This window comes from Chthoniobacterales bacterium, from assembly GCA_035274845.1.
GTDB lineage: Bacteria > Verrucomicrobiota > Verrucomicrobiia > Chthoniobacterales > UBA10450 > AV80.
Window position 1 is genome coordinate 1 of the sequence record DATENU010000010.1, and the last position, 15,518, is coordinate 15,518.

General features: G+C 58.0%; 16 protein-coding genes and 1 tRNA gene. 10 read left to right on the forward strand and 7 right to left on the reverse strand.

Translation table 11 applies throughout. The features are described 5' to 3' along the window. The first annotated feature begins 90 nt into the window (after window positions 1-90). The 3 genes from VJU77_05355 (at window position 91) to VJU77_05365 (ending at window position 3,052) form a co-directional block, all read left to right on the forward strand. On the forward strand, window positions 91-1,317 hold the full coding sequence (locus VJU77_05355; protein ID HKP02775.1) for a glycosyl hydrolase family 28-related protein: 1,227 nt from the start codon (window positions 91-93) through the stop codon (window positions 1,315-1,317). A 253-nt stretch (window positions 1,318-1,570) separates the two neighbouring features. Then, on the forward strand, window positions 1,571-2,257 hold the full coding sequence (locus VJU77_05360) for a class I SAM-dependent methyltransferase (GenBank protein HKP02776.1): 687 nt from the start codon (window positions 1,571-1,573) through the stop codon (window positions 2,255-2,257). Window positions 2,258-2,260: 3 nt separating this feature from the next. Continuing rightward, the gene (locus tag VJU77_05365) at window positions 2,261-3,052 is read left to right on the forward strand and encodes a hypothetical protein (protein ID HKP02777.1); all 792 of its coding nucleotides are present in this window, start codon (window positions 2,261-2,263) and stop codon (window positions 3,050-3,052) included. An 18-nt stretch (window positions 3,053-3,070) separates the two neighbouring features. Here the strand turns inward: VJU77_05365 and VJU77_05370 are convergent, their stop codons facing one another. Beyond that, window positions 3,071-4,177, reverse strand: a complete 1,107-nt coding sequence (locus tag VJU77_05370; protein ID HKP02778.1) for a class I SAM-dependent methyltransferase — start codon at window positions 4,175-4,177, stop codon at window positions 3,071-3,073. Window positions 4,178-4,294: 117 nt separating this feature from the next. On the opposite strand from VJU77_05370, the gene VJU77_05375 reads away from it, so the two are divergent. The 4 genes from VJU77_05375 to VJU77_05390 are packed head-to-tail and all read left to right on the forward strand — an operon-like array spanning window position 4,295 to window position 6,999. Then, complete coding sequence (locus VJU77_05375) at window positions 4,295-4,915, forward strand: hypothetical protein (GenBank protein ID HKP02779.1); 621 nt, start codon at window positions 4,295-4,297, stop codon at window positions 4,913-4,915. Window positions 4,916-4,921: 6 nt separating this feature from the next. Beyond that, window positions 4,922-5,287, forward strand: coding sequence for a hypothetical protein (locus VJU77_05380; protein ID HKP02780.1), 366 nt, complete (start codon window positions 4,922-4,924; stop codon window positions 5,285-5,287). A gap of 9 nt (window positions 5,288-5,296) precedes the next feature. Next, complete coding sequence (locus VJU77_05385) at window positions 5,297-6,631, forward strand: glycosyltransferase family 87 protein (GenBank protein ID HKP02781.1); 1,335 nt, start codon at window positions 5,297-5,299, stop codon at window positions 6,629-6,631. Then, on the forward strand, window positions 6,628-6,999 hold the full coding sequence (locus VJU77_05390; GenBank protein HKP02782.1) for a DoxX family protein: 372 nt from the start codon (window positions 6,628-6,630) through the stop codon (window positions 6,997-6,999). Before VJU77_05385 ends, VJU77_05390 begins: the two co-directional genes overlap by 4 nt. A 92-nt stretch (window positions 7,000-7,091) precedes the next feature. Here the strand turns inward: VJU77_05390 and VJU77_05395 are convergent, their stop codons facing one another. From VJU77_05395 to VJU77_05405, 3 genes are read right to left on the reverse strand one after another with little or no spacing between them, the layout of a single operon-like run. After that, window positions 7,092-8,051 carry a glycosyltransferase family 2 protein gene (locus tag VJU77_05395; protein ID HKP02783.1) on the reverse strand — a complete coding sequence of 320 codons (960 nt, stop codon included), beginning with the start codon at window positions 8,049-8,051 and terminating at the stop codon, window positions 7,092-7,094. After that, window positions 8,044-8,787, reverse strand: a complete 744-nt coding sequence (locus VJU77_05400; protein HKP02784.1) for a class I SAM-dependent methyltransferase — start codon at window positions 8,785-8,787, stop codon at window positions 8,044-8,046. The genes VJU77_05395 and VJU77_05400 overlap by 8 nt, the downstream gene beginning before the upstream one ends. Before the next feature lie 9 nt (window positions 8,788-8,796). Next, window positions 8,797-10,677 carry a hypothetical protein gene (locus VJU77_05405; GenBank protein HKP02785.1) on the reverse strand — a complete coding sequence of 627 codons (1,881 nt, stop codon included), beginning with the start codon at window positions 10,675-10,677 and terminating at the stop codon, window positions 8,797-8,799. Window positions 10,678-10,711: 34 nt separating this feature from the next. Here VJU77_05405 and VJU77_05410 point away from each other — a divergent pair, with 34 nt between their 5' ends. Both VJU77_05410 and VJU77_05415 read left to right on the forward strand, forming a co-directional pair. Next, window positions 10,712-10,927: a hypothetical protein gene (locus VJU77_05410; protein ID HKP02786.1), complete on the forward strand. Its 216-nt coding sequence runs from the start codon at window positions 10,712-10,714 to the stop codon at window positions 10,925-10,927. A gap of 183 nt (window positions 10,928-11,110) precedes the next feature. Further along, entirely contained in the window at window positions 11,111-11,971 is an 861-nt protein-coding gene (locus tag VJU77_05415; protein ID HKP02787.1) for a serine protease, read from the forward strand. A 14-nt stretch (window positions 11,972-11,985) separates the two neighbouring features. Here the strand turns inward: VJU77_05415 and VJU77_05420 are convergent, their stop codons facing one another. The 3 genes from VJU77_05420 to VJU77_05430 form a co-directional block, all read right to left on the reverse strand. Continuing rightward, window positions 11,986-12,471, reverse strand: coding sequence for a hypothetical protein (locus VJU77_05420; GenBank protein HKP02788.1), 486 nt, complete (start codon window positions 12,469-12,471; stop codon window positions 11,986-11,988). A 389-nt stretch (window positions 12,472-12,860) separates the two neighbouring features. Then, window positions 12,861-13,454 (reverse strand): hypothetical protein, encoded by a 594-nt coding sequence (locus VJU77_05425; GenBank protein ID HKP02789.1) that lies wholly within the window; start codon window positions 13,452-13,454, stop codon window positions 12,861-12,863. Window positions 13,455-13,695: 241 nt separating this feature from the next. After that, a tRNA-Thr gene (locus VJU77_05430) sits at window positions 13,696-13,771 on the reverse strand. 173 nt (window positions 13,772-13,944) lie between these two features. Between VJU77_05430 and VJU77_05435 the strand changes: the two genes are divergently transcribed. Continuing rightward, a complete protein-coding gene (locus VJU77_05435; GenBank protein ID HKP02790.1) occupies window positions 13,945-15,516 on the forward strand; it encodes a PLP-dependent aminotransferase family protein in 1,572 nt (523 codons plus the stop codon). Window positions 15,517-15,518: the final 2 nt, after the last annotated feature.

Here is a 15,518-nt window from a genome sequence, read left to right on the forward strand (position 1 = left end):
CTCCAACCCCCGAACCCTCCAACCCCCGGAACGTAAACCCTCAAAACCCGCGCGAAAATTCAACCCCAACAACCCCGAAAGATCACTCCTATGAAGCTCAAAATTTCTCACTATCTCTGCCTTCTCGTCGCCATCGCAACGTTAGGTCAAAGCAACGCATATGCCGTGGGTTCTTGGACCTTTACCAGTGTCAGGAGTTCCTTCAACGGGCTGCCTGGCGCCGTTGGGGATGGTGTCGCCAATGACACAGCGGCGATCAATCGCGCAATCGCGGCGGGGACCACAATCTATTTTCCACCTGGAAAATACAGGTACGTCGGTCCCATGACAGTCCCCTCAAATATCTCCTATCGATTCTTTGGGGATGGACCCGGCATCTCGACGATTATTTTCACGGATGCAGTTGGCGGGATTAACGCGCCTTCCATCGTGGACAAAACTTTTCAAGTGGATGGACTAACCATCCAGGGAAATTTCGGCAATACCGGCATCGGGATCAACGCCGCGCTTCAGCCCAATAACCCAAAGTTCCGAACGGTGACTATCCGAAATGTGGAAATCAGAGGATCAGACCGCACCCAAAATCCCGCAGGATATTGGGGAACAGGGATCAAGGTCTACCAGGCGCAAAATGCGCTGATCGAAGACGTCCAGGTTCATGGAAAACTTGATCCTGCTAGCCCCGGCCCAACCGCGAGCGTCGGAATTGAATGGAGCTCGGACCCAGCGTTACCCTCCACGCAGCTCTTCATGCACGACATCCAGGTGGATTTTTACCAAGTTGCCATTAAGACCTCGGGATGGGTTGAAGGTTTCTATTTGGATAAATTTGAACTGGTCTTTTGCGGCTACCCTCTCCCCAACTCCAAGGCAGCTATGGAGCTTTCGGCCACTAGCCCTTCCTCTCCGGGGTTGGTATTTCACATTTCGGACGGCCACGTTAATCAATTTTGTTGTGGAATACGCCTGACGAATATTTGGCACGCAAAGATTTCCCAGGTGAATTTTTTCAATCAAATATACGATGGCACGCACTTAACCCTGACCAATTGCCGTGACGTAATGGTTACCGATAATAACTTCGAGGATTTCGGCATATCAGGCGAAACGAATACGAACGGTATCTATTCTATCAACAGCACGCAGGTTCGACTCGCCGGAAACTCCATCGCCTTGGCCCCAACTACTACTAATGGAAGCTGCATCGTTGTCGACTCGGCTTCCAGGAAGGTAAAAATCCTGGATAACACGTTCGAAAGCTCTCCTCGGCAGATTTATGACGCGGCGCCTGACACGTACATCCGCCTGATTCCATGACGCGCTGACCCTGCGCTAGCAGGAAATCGAACGATTCCAGCGGACAAAAAAGGGGCGTATTACTCGCGCCCTCCGAGCGGTGGTCGCGCCGAAAGGCGCTCATTTTGCCGAACGAGCTTTGGTGCATTGCCCGCAGTGAACCCTGCGCATGGTTTTTCGCACCTCTCGTCGCAGTTGTTAGCGGGAGCATCTTTCCTTCGGTAAGGAAAGCGGGTTTACAAACCGCGTCTTTTCTTGTTCAAGAGAAGCGCGCGTGAAATCAGACCTCGAAGCGGAATTCGCCAAGCTTGCCCCGTGGGTTTTCCAATTCGAAATTGACGGCGCGATTTACGGCGGCGGAGTGAGCGCGACTGGCGATATCCGGGTCGAGCAGTTTTTCGATTACGTCCCCAAGGCAGCAACGATCCTGGAGCTCGGCTCATTGGAAGGCGCCCAAACCTTTATCATGGCGCAGCGGCCCGGAGTAACCCGGGTCGTGGCGCTCGAAGGCCGCGAGTTCAACCTCCGCAAGGCGCGATTCGTCCAGGAACTCCTGCGGATCCCGAACGCAGAATTCGTCCAGGCCAATTTGGAAGACGCCGATCTGGCCGCCTACGGAAAATTCGACGCGGTGTTTTGTTCCGGGCTTCTCTATCATTTGCCGGAGCCGTGGAAATTGATTGCGCAACTTCCGGCGATCGCGCCCGCCCTGTTTATCTGGACGCAGTATGCCAAAGAGGAAGAGGCAACCGAGGTTGCGCCGGGATTGCGCGGAAAAATCTGTCCGGAAGGCGGTTCCGACGAGCCACTCAGCGGAATGTCAGCCACAGCTACCTGGCTGACCCTCGATTCGCTGATCACGCTGCTGAAGCGCAGCGGCTATGGAAGGGTTGATTTGATCAAAGACGATCCGGGCCATTCAAACGGCCCGGCGGTGGCGGTCGGCGCCAGGATCCACTAATCGATGCACTGGTTCTTTGCTCTCACGGAAGATTCGACTGCTTTTCGGCAATACGCCGAGATGATCATGGTGGCCGTGCACACCGCGAAAAAATTTACCTCGCTCGTTCCGCACTGCATTTATGACGGCGGCGACAATGACTTTACCGCCTGGCTGGCGAAACACGGAGTGCGGATCGTCCGGCATCGCAGTTTTATTCGTGACGCCCTGACAGAGCTGGGCCGACAAAAGGGGAATCCGCACCTGGCGGCGGCGCTTTCAGGCGCGTTCTCGCGGGTCGAGCTTCCGGAAATTGTGGCGCGGCTGGGCGGGGCGGGCCGAGTTCTCTATACCGATTGCGACGTGATCTTTGTCTCGGAAGTCGTCCCCGAGCTGGAGGCGCAACCTTGCGAATATTTCGCCGTCGCTCCGGAAGGGAATCAGGACGATTACGTCAACATGAACACTGGCGTGATGTTGATGAACATCGATCGCCTGCGAGAGAGCCTGCCGGAATTCCGGGAATACATTTCGAAGAACCTGGCGGAGCTTGAACGCGAATCGTGGGACGAAGCGGCGTATCGCTGGTATTACCGGGACAGCAATGGTCCGCTCTGGGACCAGCTCCGGCCGGAACTGAACTGGAAACCTTACTGGGGCGAATGCCCCGGAGCGAAGATCATCCACTTTCACGGCCCGAAGCCGTTTCAGCGCGATCACATCGAATCGACCTGGCCGGAGCTGAAATATCTAACTGGCGGGGCGTACCTGAAGGAGGTCGAGCACTGGTCGCGGCTGCTGGCCGAAGCGCGTTAAGGCGATGTGATCGCTTATCTATTTGTCCGCGATCGCGAACAAATGGACGAAGACCGGAACATCATCGCGGGTGCGGAGCGGATGTTCGCCATAGGGAAAAATCTCGATCCGCGAGAAGGAGCGCGCCAGCACAGCGTGCAGGCTGCCGCGGGTGAAAAAGTTCTTGTGATCGCCTTCAAGCAAGTGCCAGGGAACGACGCCCCAATCATGCAGGTAAGGAAGCAACTCCAGGTTCGGGACTGAGAAGAGAACACGCTGCCGAACGCTCCGCGCGATCTCAGCGACGAAAGCAGCCGGGTCCTTCGTGTGTTCGAGAACCTCGATACAAATCGCGCAATCGAATTCCGAATCAGCGCAGGGTAATTTGCCTGATTCAACATCGACGCGGCGAAACGTAAGCTGGCGGCGCTCGAGGATTTCGCAGCAATAGTCGTTGGCCTCCAAACCAACCCAGTGATGCCCGGCGGTCATCAGCACCGGCCCATACGCGCCCGCACCGCAACCGACATCCACCACGGAAGAACCGGGCGGCAAATATTCCCTAAGCAAATTGGCAGCCTCGACCCCCGGTTCTTCAATTGGCGGGCCGGACCCGTAAATATTTTCCCGGTGCAGCAATCTCTCGTTCTCGGGGAAGACCACTTCGCCGTAGGGGCGTGCGGGCAGCATGGCGGGAACGAGCCGCACGACTCGCTCGGCGATCGTGGTGGAATTCCCTTCGCCCCATGATGCCACCAGGCGCAAAGTCGCCTCCCCCGCTTCAGCAGCGCCCGGCGGGATTTTGCCGAGCATCCGGAAACCGGTTCGTGTCCCGGGAGGAAGTTGCAGACTGGCGGAGACATCGGCGCGAGAAGAAAGAATCCGCGTCTCCGCGAAGCAGGTGTCGTTGAAAAATGCGCGAATCCGGCAGGAGGCGGGATCGCAGCCGGCAGAGTGAACCCATCCGGAGAGAAAAACCGCCTCGTCGTAAATGCTCTGGCCCGGTTTCGGCGAATCGAGGTTCGCCTGAACCGGTGACGGATTTGATTTTGAATTTTGATCTGACATGAAAACCGGGGCTCCCCAATCGCCCTGCGAATAGGTTAACGCGCAAACCCCGGCGCGCGAGTCGAGCAATCGTTTCACGCGCGCGACTTCGACAATCCTGCGGGAAAAGTGGTGGCATTCTAAAGTTCGCCCGCTAATATCACTCAGCCGCGCTGGAGGCATGACGCCGAAAAGCGGCGCACCAAACGGAGTGCCATGCCAGAACGAATCCGACCGATCGAACAAATGCTGGAACTGAGCGAAGATGAGGCGATGTCCCCGGAGCATCTTGATTCGCAAGTGCAAAAGGCGCAGGAGCAATTGCTCCAGTTGAAGCGGCAGGCGGAGCAGATTGAGAAGCAAAAGCGCGAACTGGAAGAGCTCAGCCGGCGCCAGGAAGAGTTGGAACGCGGGCGGGCGGAAATGACCGACAAGCTCTCCCGTTCCCTCGTCATCCTGGAGCGCGAAGGTTACGACTCGCAGAAGAAGCTCGAGCAGATTCGCACCACCCACGAGAGTTTTACCCAGCATTTGCAACTCCTCGAAGCGATCGAGCCCAAGAGTTGGAACCCGGCCGATTTGCCAAAAGAGCTCAGCCGCGCCCTCAGCACGGTGGACGACGCGCGGACGGAATTCAGCCAGCAACGCAGCCGCCTCGAAGCCGGGGTGGAATCGAGCGAGCTCGAATTACCCGAGGTCGCCACAGGTAATTCCGGCCTGGCCGGAAGGTCGTTCGCGCAGTGGGTCCAAATCGGGTTCGCCGTCACCCTGCCGCTGATTATTTTTGGAATCCTGGCGCTGCTGGTCTTTTTCTGGATGGCCGCAAAGGTGCAATAGTTCCGCATGCGCCGCCGAGCTCCTAAAGCGGAAACGCCACTGAACCAGAAACAGGAAGAACTCGCCCAGCGCGAGTCGCGGCTTCGCGGCGAAATGGAAAAACTGGAACGGATGATCGCGGAAGCTCCCCGCGTCGCTGAAGAGACGACCCGCCGCCAGCGGGAGGAATTATTGGCGCGGGCCAGCGAAGGCCGCAGCCGGTTGGATGTGTCGATTGCGCTCCAGGACAATCGCTGGGGAGACAATCGCCAATCCCCGGCCCGCCGCCGATCGCTGCGCAAGGAACGGCGCGAAGGCCGGATCATCTTTCTCGTCCTGGTCATCGCGCTCGGCATTTTGGTCGTCTGGCTGGTAAGCCACCTGCATTTCTAGGACAACGCGATGCCGGAGCTCGCGGCGGGCGCGCCCAGAATGAATTCGTTCGCGGACCGCATGAATCGCGACGCGGTCTTTCGAATCCTCCTTTGGGTTTTCGGCGCGGTGTTATTCGTCTTCGCGCTGGTTCCCGTGCTGCATGGCCTGCGCGGCCACAGCACAAAAGATTATTGGGTTTGGTTCGAGACCGGCAAAACGGTTTTGCAGGGCACGGAAATCTATCCGGACCCTCGCTGGAACAAATTCCCTTTCATGTATCCCCCGCCCTGCGCGCTTTTCCTGGCGCCGCTCAGCGCGCTTGGGCAAACAGGCTTGATCATCGTCCTGGTGGTGGTGAATGCCGTCGCCTGGATTTGCAGCATTATCTTTTCGGTTCGCCTCGCCACCGGCGGCAAAGAGCGCGGGCACGTTCTTCTCTATTTGATTCCTGGCTTGATCATGGGGACCCAGGTTTGGGGAAATTTCCTTTTAGGACAACCCAGCCTGGTGCTGCTCGCGTTGATGCTGGGCGCTTTTGTTGCGCTTCGGCAGAAATTGCAATCCCTCGCGGGCGGCCTGATCGCGCTCGCCGCGGCCATCAAAGCGTTCCCGCTCCTCGGGATCGTCTATTTGATTTACCGCCGTTACTGGGTGGCAACGGCGACCATGGTGCTGACGTTGATCTTCCTGCTGATCCTCGCACTCCCTTTTCGGGGATACGATCTGGCCAAACAGGACCTGCAAAGGTGGACCAGCGGAATGCTGTTCAAATACGATGAGTCCGGCGTGGGCCAGCGGCTGGGCCGGAGCGTTTCCTGGAAGAACCAATCGATCTGGGGAGTGGCGAACCGGTTACTCCGCCACGTGGAATACGATCATCGCTACGAGCCGCATACGCCGGTGTATGCGAATTTCGCCGATCTGGAATTTGGCACGGTGAACCGGATCATCCTGGCGACGGCGCTCCTGTTCGGCCTCACGTTCATCGCGGTGATGCCTCGTGCTTCGGGGCGAACGCGGGAAACGGACGCGATCGAATTCGCGCTTCTGCTCCTCCTGATGCTTCTCTTTACCCCGCTCTCTTTCGGCTACCTGTTTGTCTGGCTCCTCTATCCCCTGACCATTGTGGTCCACCGCGTTTTGGCAGAACCAGGACCTCACCCGGGATTGCGGGTCTGCGCGGGCGGCGCGGTCTTTTCGCTTTCCCTCTCGATTCCGTTCCGCATGATGGCGCAGACTTATGGGAACTTCTTTTTCGCGGCGGTTCTACTCTTCATGGGACTGGCTCTCGAGCTTTGGCGCCTGAAACGAAGCCAGAAAGGGCTGCCCGCGAATCACACGAATGGACGAGAATTAATATGAATATGCTGTTGTGGATCCTGCAAATACTCGCCGCGCTCCTCTACGGGGCGTCGGGCGTCATGAAAATCTTCATGTTCGAGAAAATAAGCAAAGACGTCCGGTCCTTTGATGCGTTGCCGCGTGGAGTTTGGAGAGGTCTCGGCATCCTCGAGCTCGTCTGCGTGGTCGGACTGATCATCCCCGCCGTTTTTCGCTGGCACCCGGAGCTCACGGTGTTGGCGGCTGCGGTCCTGGCGCTGGAGAGCCTCATTTTCATCTGGGTGCATGTGAAGAGCCACGAAATCCCGCCGCTGGTCATGAGCGCCGTGCTCGGCCTTCTCATGGCATTCGTCGCCTACGGCCGAATGGTCCTGGCGCCGATCTCCTGACATAATTGCCAACCGACGGCGGAGCGCGCCGTCCCTACCCATTCATTCGCGTCAATTCGCGTTATTCGCGGGTGCTTCTCTTCTGCTCCACATCAGGCGGGGCCCGTTGGGGACCGGGGCGAGCTGAGCTGTTCCCGGACGACGCTCTGGGGTTTCTCGCTGATGCCGAGATAAATTCGTCCGACATATTCGCCCAGGATACCGAGCAACAGAAGCTGGGTGCCGGAGAGCAAAAGGATCGCGGCCATGAGCGAGCTCCAACCGGTCGGCGGCGTCGTGGAGATGACGCGTTCGATCACGACCTCAATGACGGCGAGAAATCCCAGCGCGCTCGTGATGAGTCCCGCCACCGTCATCAGGCGCAACGGAACAACCGAGACATTGACGAGCATGCTGATCCAAAGCCGGACCAGCTTCCGAACATTGTAGCCGCTGCTTCCCTGGCTTCGTTCGGCATGATGCACCCGCACCGTGCCCGCGTTTTGCGTGACCTGGAAAATGAGGCCGTCGATGTAGGGATAGGGATTCCGCGATTTTGCCACTTCGTCGGCCACGAACCGGCTCATGCACCGGAAGCTCGATAAATAGAGTCCGCGAGGTTTGTCGACGACAAAGTCCGCGATCAGATTGGTCAACCGGCTGCCGGCATTCCGCCACCAGGCGTGCTCCTTGCGATCGTAAATGGCGAAGACGACATCGCGCTTCTCCGCTTCCGCGACGGCCAGGAGCTTCAACGCCTCGGAAGGGGGATTTTGCAGATCGTCATCCATGGTGATGACATAGCGACCGGAGACGGCGCGCAGACCGGCCAGGACGGCGTTGTGTTCGCCGAAGTTGCGCGACAAGCTCAGAAAGGTCATCGGCAACCGGCTTTCCCGGGTCAATTTCAGCGCGACCGCTTCCGTCTCATCACGGCTGCCATCGTTCACCACAATCAGCTCGAGACCGCCCTTCACCTCCAGGTCCGACAACTGTTGATGGAGCGTGGGCAGGGTCAGGGCCGAGTTATAAAGGGGAATAACGATGCTGAGATGCGGCGTGGAGTCATCCATGTTTTCGCGCGATGGCAAAGACCGACGTGCCAAAAGGCAAGGATAGGTGACGGCTGGTGCTGAGTTCAAGCGCCGCGAGGTGTTTTAGGGCCGCATTCAAGAAGGGCGGGAGCGCCCGGAAATCGGAGCGCGCCGGCTGGGAACGGAGACGCATCCGGCTTATCCAGCGGACAAAGGCAATCGGCGGCATGAGGGTCGCATTCCAATAGGTAAGGCGCTCGACTTGGAAATTCGCGCCTGCCAACAGCGCCTGGAGCTCCCGGCGCGTGTAACGCCGGCCGATGTCGGTGGCGCAATCATGGGCCCCTCTTAACGCCTCAAAGGCCGCCAGGTTCACGATCAACTTGCCGCCGGGACGAAGGACTCGGTGCGATTCATGAGCGGCCAGGGCGTCATCCACGCCCGCGTGGGTCCAGACGTCGATGGAGAGGACCACGTCGAACGACGCTTCGGGAAATGGGAGTTCGTTTACGCTCGCCCGCACCAAACGGGCCCCCGTCTTGCGGCCAGCCGTAAGTTCGAGCGCGTGGTCGCCGAGCTCGACCCCAGTCAGCTCGGCGTCCGGAAAATTTTGCCGGATTGCCGCCAGGGTCCCGCCGGTGCCGCATCCGGCGTCGAGAAGCGAAAAGGAGGCAGAACGCGGCTGGATGGAATCAGCCAGGTGCTGCCGGAGGGCCTGGTACCACCAATAGTGGTCCTCAAACCCGTGCATGATGTCATGTTCTTCCGGCGACATTCGATCTCCTTAGCGTCTTTCGCCGGACGAGTCATCCGCGAGCTGGAATAATCTCGGCTGGTCGGCGTCGACCGCCCAAAACGAAAGCCGGGCTCCCGGAGGCACCGCGCCCTTGGGAAAGGTCGCGCTCCAGCCGGACCAAAGCTGTTCCATGGTGCGAAAACGTTTCACCATGTCCGGCCGCATTTCGAAAGAGTTGGAGAGCGCGAACAGGATCCAGTCTTGATCCGGCGAGGTCTGATACGCAATCGCCACGCAATCGGCCGGGCGACCCTGTCCATTGAGCACAGCCCAGCCGGTCGCCCGGACGAGGTCGCCGTTGGCGTCAATCTTCTCGCAGGACCCGGAGGCAGGCTTGCCTCCAGCGGTCTCGTGCGGCAGATCGCCCAGATGGTTTGTGCGCACGAGCGGTGGGCGAAGCAGGCGCAGCCGATCCAAAGCCTCGCTTCTTTCCTTCACGGGCCGCGAATCACCAGGATAAGTCGTTTTCTTGATCTGCTCGGAGGTATCGATCACGGGCAGGAAAAGAACCGCCGCTCGCGCCAGCCTATCCTTGGCCGACCACGCCCGGAAAAAAAAGCGGGTGTTGCTGGCGCAAGCCGCGAATGGCACGAGGTAGGCGACGATTAGTAAGGCGCAGGCGGCGAGCAGCGACGAACGCAGCCTGGTCGGATAATATTTCCTCGCCAGTTCGCGGCCAATAATCGCGGTGAGGGCGATGACCGCGATCGTGAGATAGATCGAAAAGGTGACGTAGCGGGACGCCAGCGCGTAAGACGGACCGAATGCCACTCGCCCGAGCGCGGCCAAGACGGCGCTTCCGAGGGAATGGCAACCGACGGCGAACCAGGGAATTGTCTGCGCGATCAGCGTTCGGTCCCGAATTCGACGAGCGCAATAAATCAGCGCCGCAAAAAAGAGGACGAGTTGAACCGCGCCGAAAATGGTGGCGGCCAGGTCAGGCGATTTTTTTAGCGAGTAGGCCAGCCCGCCGCCGAGAAATTCCTGGATGAATTGAATGTAGGTGAGCGGCGATACATGAGGCGCGAAGTCCGGATGATAGGATGGTTTTTCGTATCCCCACAGATACGCCGTGGCGCACAGAGCACAGACGGCTACCCAGGCCGAAAGCCAGGAGCGCCAGCGGGGAACGGAGCGGGAGGCGAGAAGAGCGGGAAACGTAAGGCCCCAGGCAAGCAACCCGTTCGCGAGAGTGAAGCTGCTCGCGGTCGCCAACCCTGCGCAGATAACGAATTTCCAGAAGGTCGGAAGATTCGTCCCGATTACGACCAAACCGGTCACAAGCAGAAGCCCGAGGAGAAAGGAAGGAAATCCCGAAGCGAAAATCCAAAGCTCGAACTGAGCGGTCGAAAAAACCGTGATGATGACCAGCCAGAAACAAAGAGCAAGCGCGGCGAGATTGAGCCCGGAACGGCGCAGCAAAACAAAAATGCCCGCGACCGTCAGCCAGCAGGAGATAACCGAGAGCCACATCAGATCGCGCACATCCCACCGGCTGCCGGCCAGGAGAATGAAGAGGAGTTTGGGAAGGACCGTTCGGGCCTCCTGTTGTTGCTCAAAGACTTGGGCAAACGTCAACTGCCCGGTATGCGCGTTGACGATCAACGGCCCCATTTCCCAATCATCGAGCGTCGGGACGTTGACGGCGTATTGGCAGACGAGACAGCTCAAGTGGATCATCGGAACCAGGGCGACGATCCAAATCAGGATCAAGGCCCCGGCTCGATGGCGACCGGCGAGGGCCGACAGCCTCTGGCCGAAGGCCGCGACCCGCGGCCAGAGATCGCGGAGAACCTGGGGAAAGATCAATCTCAAGGTCGCCGCCGCCAGAACGAGCAACAACAGCGAATTGCGCAAACCGTGACTCACCGGCCCGACCCTAGGGGTTCACCCATCCCGGTCAATGATTTCCGCCAAAGCCTACAAGCGCGGCTGGCCCCTCGATGATCCGACCAAGCTCGTGGAAAAATTGATCCGGGTGCCAGGCCCCAAGAGCAAGGGACTCCAGGCGCTTATGAACTACATCAACGGCCAGCAGGGACCATCAACGATGCATCGAGGATCATCCAGGAATGCACCGAAGCCAAAAGTTGAGTCGTTCGTCAAGAACCCTGCGTGAGCACAAGAGAATGATCGAGCCAGAATCCTGATCGAGGTAACCGTCGGCACCACGATTCTCTGGCCGCTGATCGACTCGGCGGAGGCGGACAAGATTCTCCGGCTCACAAATGAGCCATGGCTGAGTAAGCCAACTAAGCAGCGAAACATTGCAATCACGCCCGGCCAAGGTGATGACTGGCTAATGCACCCAGGATCGAACCTCCCTGAGACATTTAGTCGTGTTCGCAAGTCGATTGTCGCCTTTGCTACGGCTTGGGCGACGATTGCAGAGGGTGAGAACCCTCCACTATTGCCGAAAATCATCGGCACTGGTTTTATCGTTGACGAACGCGGAATTGTAATCACAAACCGTCACGTCGTTGAGGCGCTAGATAAGCTGCCCAGGATGAAGGACTGTCTAACGAGATTCGCGATGGTCTTTACTGAGATTACCTCAGTCGGGACTCAACAAACAATGGCAGCGGGGATTGTACCACTGAAAAGACGATTCGTCGCTACAACCGTCGAGACGCCCCACACATACTATGGCGAACTAGCCGCTGATCTGGCTATCATTCAACTAGCGGTTCGCGATGTGCCCGCGCTCCATGTAGCTAATGATGAATGGCGCATTCGAGCGGGAATGCCGATCGCAACGGCGGGATTTCCACTCGGCACAGATCCATTAGCAATTTTCGGCAACGTCAATCAAGTCACACCTACTCTGAGGCATGGAATTGTTAGCGGCGTGTTTCCATTCGAGGTCCCTCACGCGCACGGTTTCACAATCGATATAATGAGCCAAGGAGGTGCGAGTGGCTCTCCTGTATTTGATCCCGAGAACGGTGACGTGCTCGGCGTCATTCACGCTGGCTTTCCCGGCACCAATATTTCGATAGCCGTTCCCGGATGGTTGGTGTCCCAAGCGGTTGATCAGCTATTGCAAAAACAGCAGTGGGATTTCAGCAATACTCAGACATTGACGGATTACACGAAAGGCGACTCCAAGCCTGACAACATGACTTGGGAGCACGTTGCCACATTCCGATCTGACGCCAAATAGACCTTGTAGCCGAACTACGCCGCCCGCAGTCCGGCATGATCAAAAGGGAGCGTCTTGAGGAAGTCCGCGATCCGAGTCACCTCTTTGTCCGTAAGATCAGCTGGTAGCTCTAATCCTATCTCCAAGTCCGCCCGCAATCGAAACTTGTGGTTGATCATCGTGGGCAGAGGCGGGGCCGGGTCGTCGTTTTGGCCCGAGGCAACTTTTGCCATCTTAATCGACGAAGCATGGAAATCGAATCGTGAATCATGTCCTTTTCGTCCAGCCCAAAACCAACCGCGTTGACCACCTTGAAGTGACTGGAGCATTCTGATCACGTCCGCGCGCCGCACCGCGATTCCGGCTTTGCCCATTCGATTACATAGGTCAGTAACCGAAACCGATCGGTCGTCCTTCGGCTGCGAAGCGAAAAAATCTATAAGGGTGCGCAATAGAGGGTCACTTTTGTATTTGGTTCGCAGGTCTGCCTCGTCGATTTCTTTATCAAAGTAATTTTTCATGGCAGTATGGTTTAACCTTTTCGCTGCAAAGGTCAATCAAAACATTACAAAGATTTCACCTCGCACGGAAACCGAACTCTCTGATGGGTATTGCGCATCGTCTGTCCGGACGATTAATCTTCGGTCACGGTGTAGCCGGGGCCGTGGGTTTTATCCACCCATTCACGCCACTGTTTATCAATGTCCTTTTCGGTCTGCGCGTGAAAGACCTTGTGACTGAAGTCCATTGTGGTCGGGTGCCCCGGCTCCCGCTCACTTCGTAATCGACCACCGTCCCGTGAAAACTTCCGTCATCGTGTTCTGACACGGCGACCGTGAATTTCCCTTTCTTGTGGTGGATCGTGTACCGTTTCGTGCTCACAATCTTGTACATCTCGCGCTCCGATCTATTACCAGTGGATCATCAACAAAACGCCAACTACCGCCGCCACGAGGGAACCAAGCACCAACCAAAACGTGGGCGTGACGCTCCAATGTGGTCGGGTCGCTCGATCCAATCGCCGCATCTCCAGTTCATGCAGCGCCAACTGAACAGAAATTAGGGACGGGTTGTCGTCTAAAAATTCCCGAATGTCCGCGTCCGGCATTTCTTGAAATTCAGCCAGCGTTCGATTTTTCGGAAAGTCTGGAAACGGAATGTCTTCCCACGAGCGTTGTTTGAGCGGAATCCGCACGTTGCTCAACCAATCCGCTGGTAATTCAGGTTTTGCCTGACACATCTCACCGGCCACGGCATTCGCTCGGTCTAATTCTCGGATCATTGCGTTTGCCTGATCGATTTCGCGTGTAAGCGAGTCGGCGCGCAAAATCTCACGCGTAGCTGCCTCAGCTCTCTCAATCTCTCGGACTACGGAGTTCACTCGGTCCATTTCACGCATCATCAGTCTCATGCGTTCAGCTTCGCGAATTGAAAATTCCACCGCTGCGCCAGCGGCTGCTGCGTTCACTTGCATGTCCCGAGTGATGAGATCGTGGATATTCATAAAATCGTTAGAACCCGAAACGTTATGGCGTGTTCACTTGAACGGCAACCGAATTGGTTGACCCAGGATTCATCGCGGCAGGCCTCGGCACATCGAAAGATGGCCCGATTACGTCGTGCAATCCTCGTGTCACCGGCGGACAAGTTGCGGACATGCCGGACGAGCCGGACTGACCAGCCGTGCGCAGCAATGAGCAACCGGCATGAAGGCCCCTGCACCCTCTAGAATCTCGATACGACAGTGGAGCCGACGACGGGATTCGAACCCGTGACCTACGGTTTACGAAACCGTTGCTCTACCAGCTGAGCTACGTCGGCGGATGTAGCGGCGGTCCAGGACTGCCGAAACGTGGCGGGAACATGCCATCCGCGGGCGAAGCTGCAACCGATCCCGGTCGACTGGGGCGCCCCAACCCTCACCGGTTGAGATTGCGGGCGCAAAATGGAACAGTGATTTCCAGATCGTTCGCGCAGGCAATGGACCACTCGTCATGACGAAATCGCTTCTTCCGCAACGGCGCCGGCGTTCGATCATCGATTTTCCCTTGATTCGGCTCGACCGGGCGGCGCCTGAACCGCTCCACCAGCAACTGTGCCGCCAGATTCGTCAGGAGTTGGCTTCCGGGAACTTTGGCGACCGGGCCTCGCGGCTTCCCTCTTCCCGGGCCCTGGCGGCTGATCTGCGGGTTTCCCGGGAAACCGTCGATCTCGCTTTCGCCAAACTTCATGCGGAAGGCTACCTCCAATCGAGGATCGGATCGGGGACGTTTGTGGCGGATCCGCTCCCCGAGACTTTTTTGAGTGTAAAGCAGCCGAAAACCCCGAGGGCAAGCGAGCGTCCGCCGCGGATGGCAGAGCGGTTGCGCCAGATTCACGATCGGCGCGGCCGGAAAGAGCTTGATGTCGGCCGCGGCGGCGGAGACAAGGTCTCCCTGCGGCCCGGCCTACCGGCAGTCGACGAATTTCCCATCGATATCTGGGAACGGCTTCGGGCCGAAACTCTCGCGAAGAAAGGGGCCAATCTATTGCGTTACGCGACGCCCCATGGCGACCTGGACTTGCGCGAGGCGGTCGCCGCCTATCTGTGTGATTCCAGGGGCGCCCGCTGCCATGCGGAACAGATCGTCATCGTCGGCGGAATGCAGCAGGCCATGGCGGTGAGCGCCCTGGCTTTGCTCGATCCGGGCGACACCGCGTGGATTGAAGATCCAGGGTTCGTGCAAGCCCGGCGCGTCTTCGGCCTGGTCGGGGCCAGCGTCGTGCCGAGATCGATCGACCGCGAAGGCATCGTGATCGCCCGATCGTCCCGGCTGGCCCCGCCGAAAATGATTTTCGTAACGCCTTCCCACCAATTCCCTCTCGGCGTCACCATGAGCCTCGCGCGGAGGATTGCCCTGATCGATTTCGCCCGCAAGCGCGACGCCTTCATTTTCGAGGACGACTACAACTCCGAGTTTCGCTTTAACGGACCGCCCTTGCCCTGCCTGCAGGGCCTGGACGACGTCGGCCGCGTCATTTATGCCGGCACGATGAGCAAGATTCTCTTTCCCTCCCTGCGCCTCGGCTACCTGGTGGTGCCCGAACCGCTGGTCGATTCGATGATCAAGATTCGCGCCGTGATGGATCAACATTCGTCCGCGATTGACCAGGCCACGCTGGCCCGATTCCTGACCGAGGGATTTTTCCTTAGTCACGTCAAGCGGATGCGAAAACTCTACGGGGAACGGCGGGAATATTTCGTCGAGCAATTCAATAAATATCTCGGCGAACATCTGACGGTGAAGATCCCGGAAGCCGGTTTGCACTTCGTCGCCCGGCTCCGGCGCAAAAGCGATTTCCCTTTCTTTGTTCAGGCGCGGTCTGAGACCGGAATCGTGCCGACGAAAATGTCCTTCTATTGTATCGAGGCGAAGGCCGGCCCGACCTTCCTTTTCGGATTCGCAGCCTGGTCGCCCGCCCAAATTCGCGAAGGGCTCGCGAAACTGGCCCTGGCCTTCGAGCGCCTGAGAAAGGCCGGAGAGTCAGCCGCGAACCCCGATGAATTGGATCCGCGTAGCGAGTAAAT

Excerpts from the sequence above, each read along its gene's own strand:
- VJU77_05410 (HKP02786.1), top strand. The coding sequence starts at position 10,712 with ATGATTTCCGCCAAAGCCTACAAGCGCGGCTGGCCCCTCGATGATCCG.
- VJU77_05390 (HKP02782.1), top strand. The coding sequence starts at position 6,628 with ATGAATATGCTGTTGTGGATCCTGCAAATACTCGCCGCGCTCCTCTAC.
- VJU77_05385 (HKP02781.1), top strand. The coding sequence starts at position 5,297 with ATGCCGGAGCTCGCGGCGGGCGCGCCCAGAATGAATTCGTTCGCGGAC.
- VJU77_05375 (HKP02779.1), top strand. The coding sequence starts at position 4,295 with ATGCCAGAACGAATCCGACCGATCGAACAAATGCTGGAACTGAGCGAA.
- VJU77_05355 (HKP02775.1), top strand. The coding sequence starts at position 91 with ATGAAGCTCAAAATTTCTCACTATCTCTGCCTTCTCGTCGCCATCGCA.
- VJU77_05435 (HKP02790.1), top strand. The coding sequence starts at position 13,945 with ATGACGAAATCGCTTCTTCCGCAACGGCGCCGGCGTTCGATCATCGAT.
- VJU77_05380 (HKP02780.1), top strand. The coding sequence starts at position 4,922 with ATGCGCCGCCGAGCTCCTAAAGCGGAAACGCCACTGAACCAGAAACAG.
- VJU77_05415 (HKP02787.1), top strand. The coding sequence starts at position 11,111 with ATGCACCCAGGATCGAACCTCCCTGAGACATTTAGTCGTGTTCGCAAG.
- VJU77_05395 (HKP02783.1), bottom strand. The coding sequence starts at position 8,051 with ATGGATGACTCCACGCCGCATCTCAGCATCGTTATTCCCCTTTATAAC.
- VJU77_05425 (HKP02789.1), bottom strand. The coding sequence starts at position 13,454 with ATGAATATCCACGATCTCATCACTCGGGACATGCAAGTGAACGCAGCA.
- VJU77_05400 (HKP02784.1), bottom strand. The coding sequence starts at position 8,787 with ATGTCGCCGGAAGAACATGACATCATGCACGGGTTTGAGGACCACTAT.
- VJU77_05420 (HKP02788.1), bottom strand. The coding sequence starts at position 12,471 with ATGAAAAATTACTTTGATAAAGAAATCGACGAGGCAGACCTGCGAACC.
- VJU77_05365 (HKP02777.1), top strand. The coding sequence starts at position 2,261 with ATGCACTGGTTCTTTGCTCTCACGGAAGATTCGACTGCTTTTCGGCAA.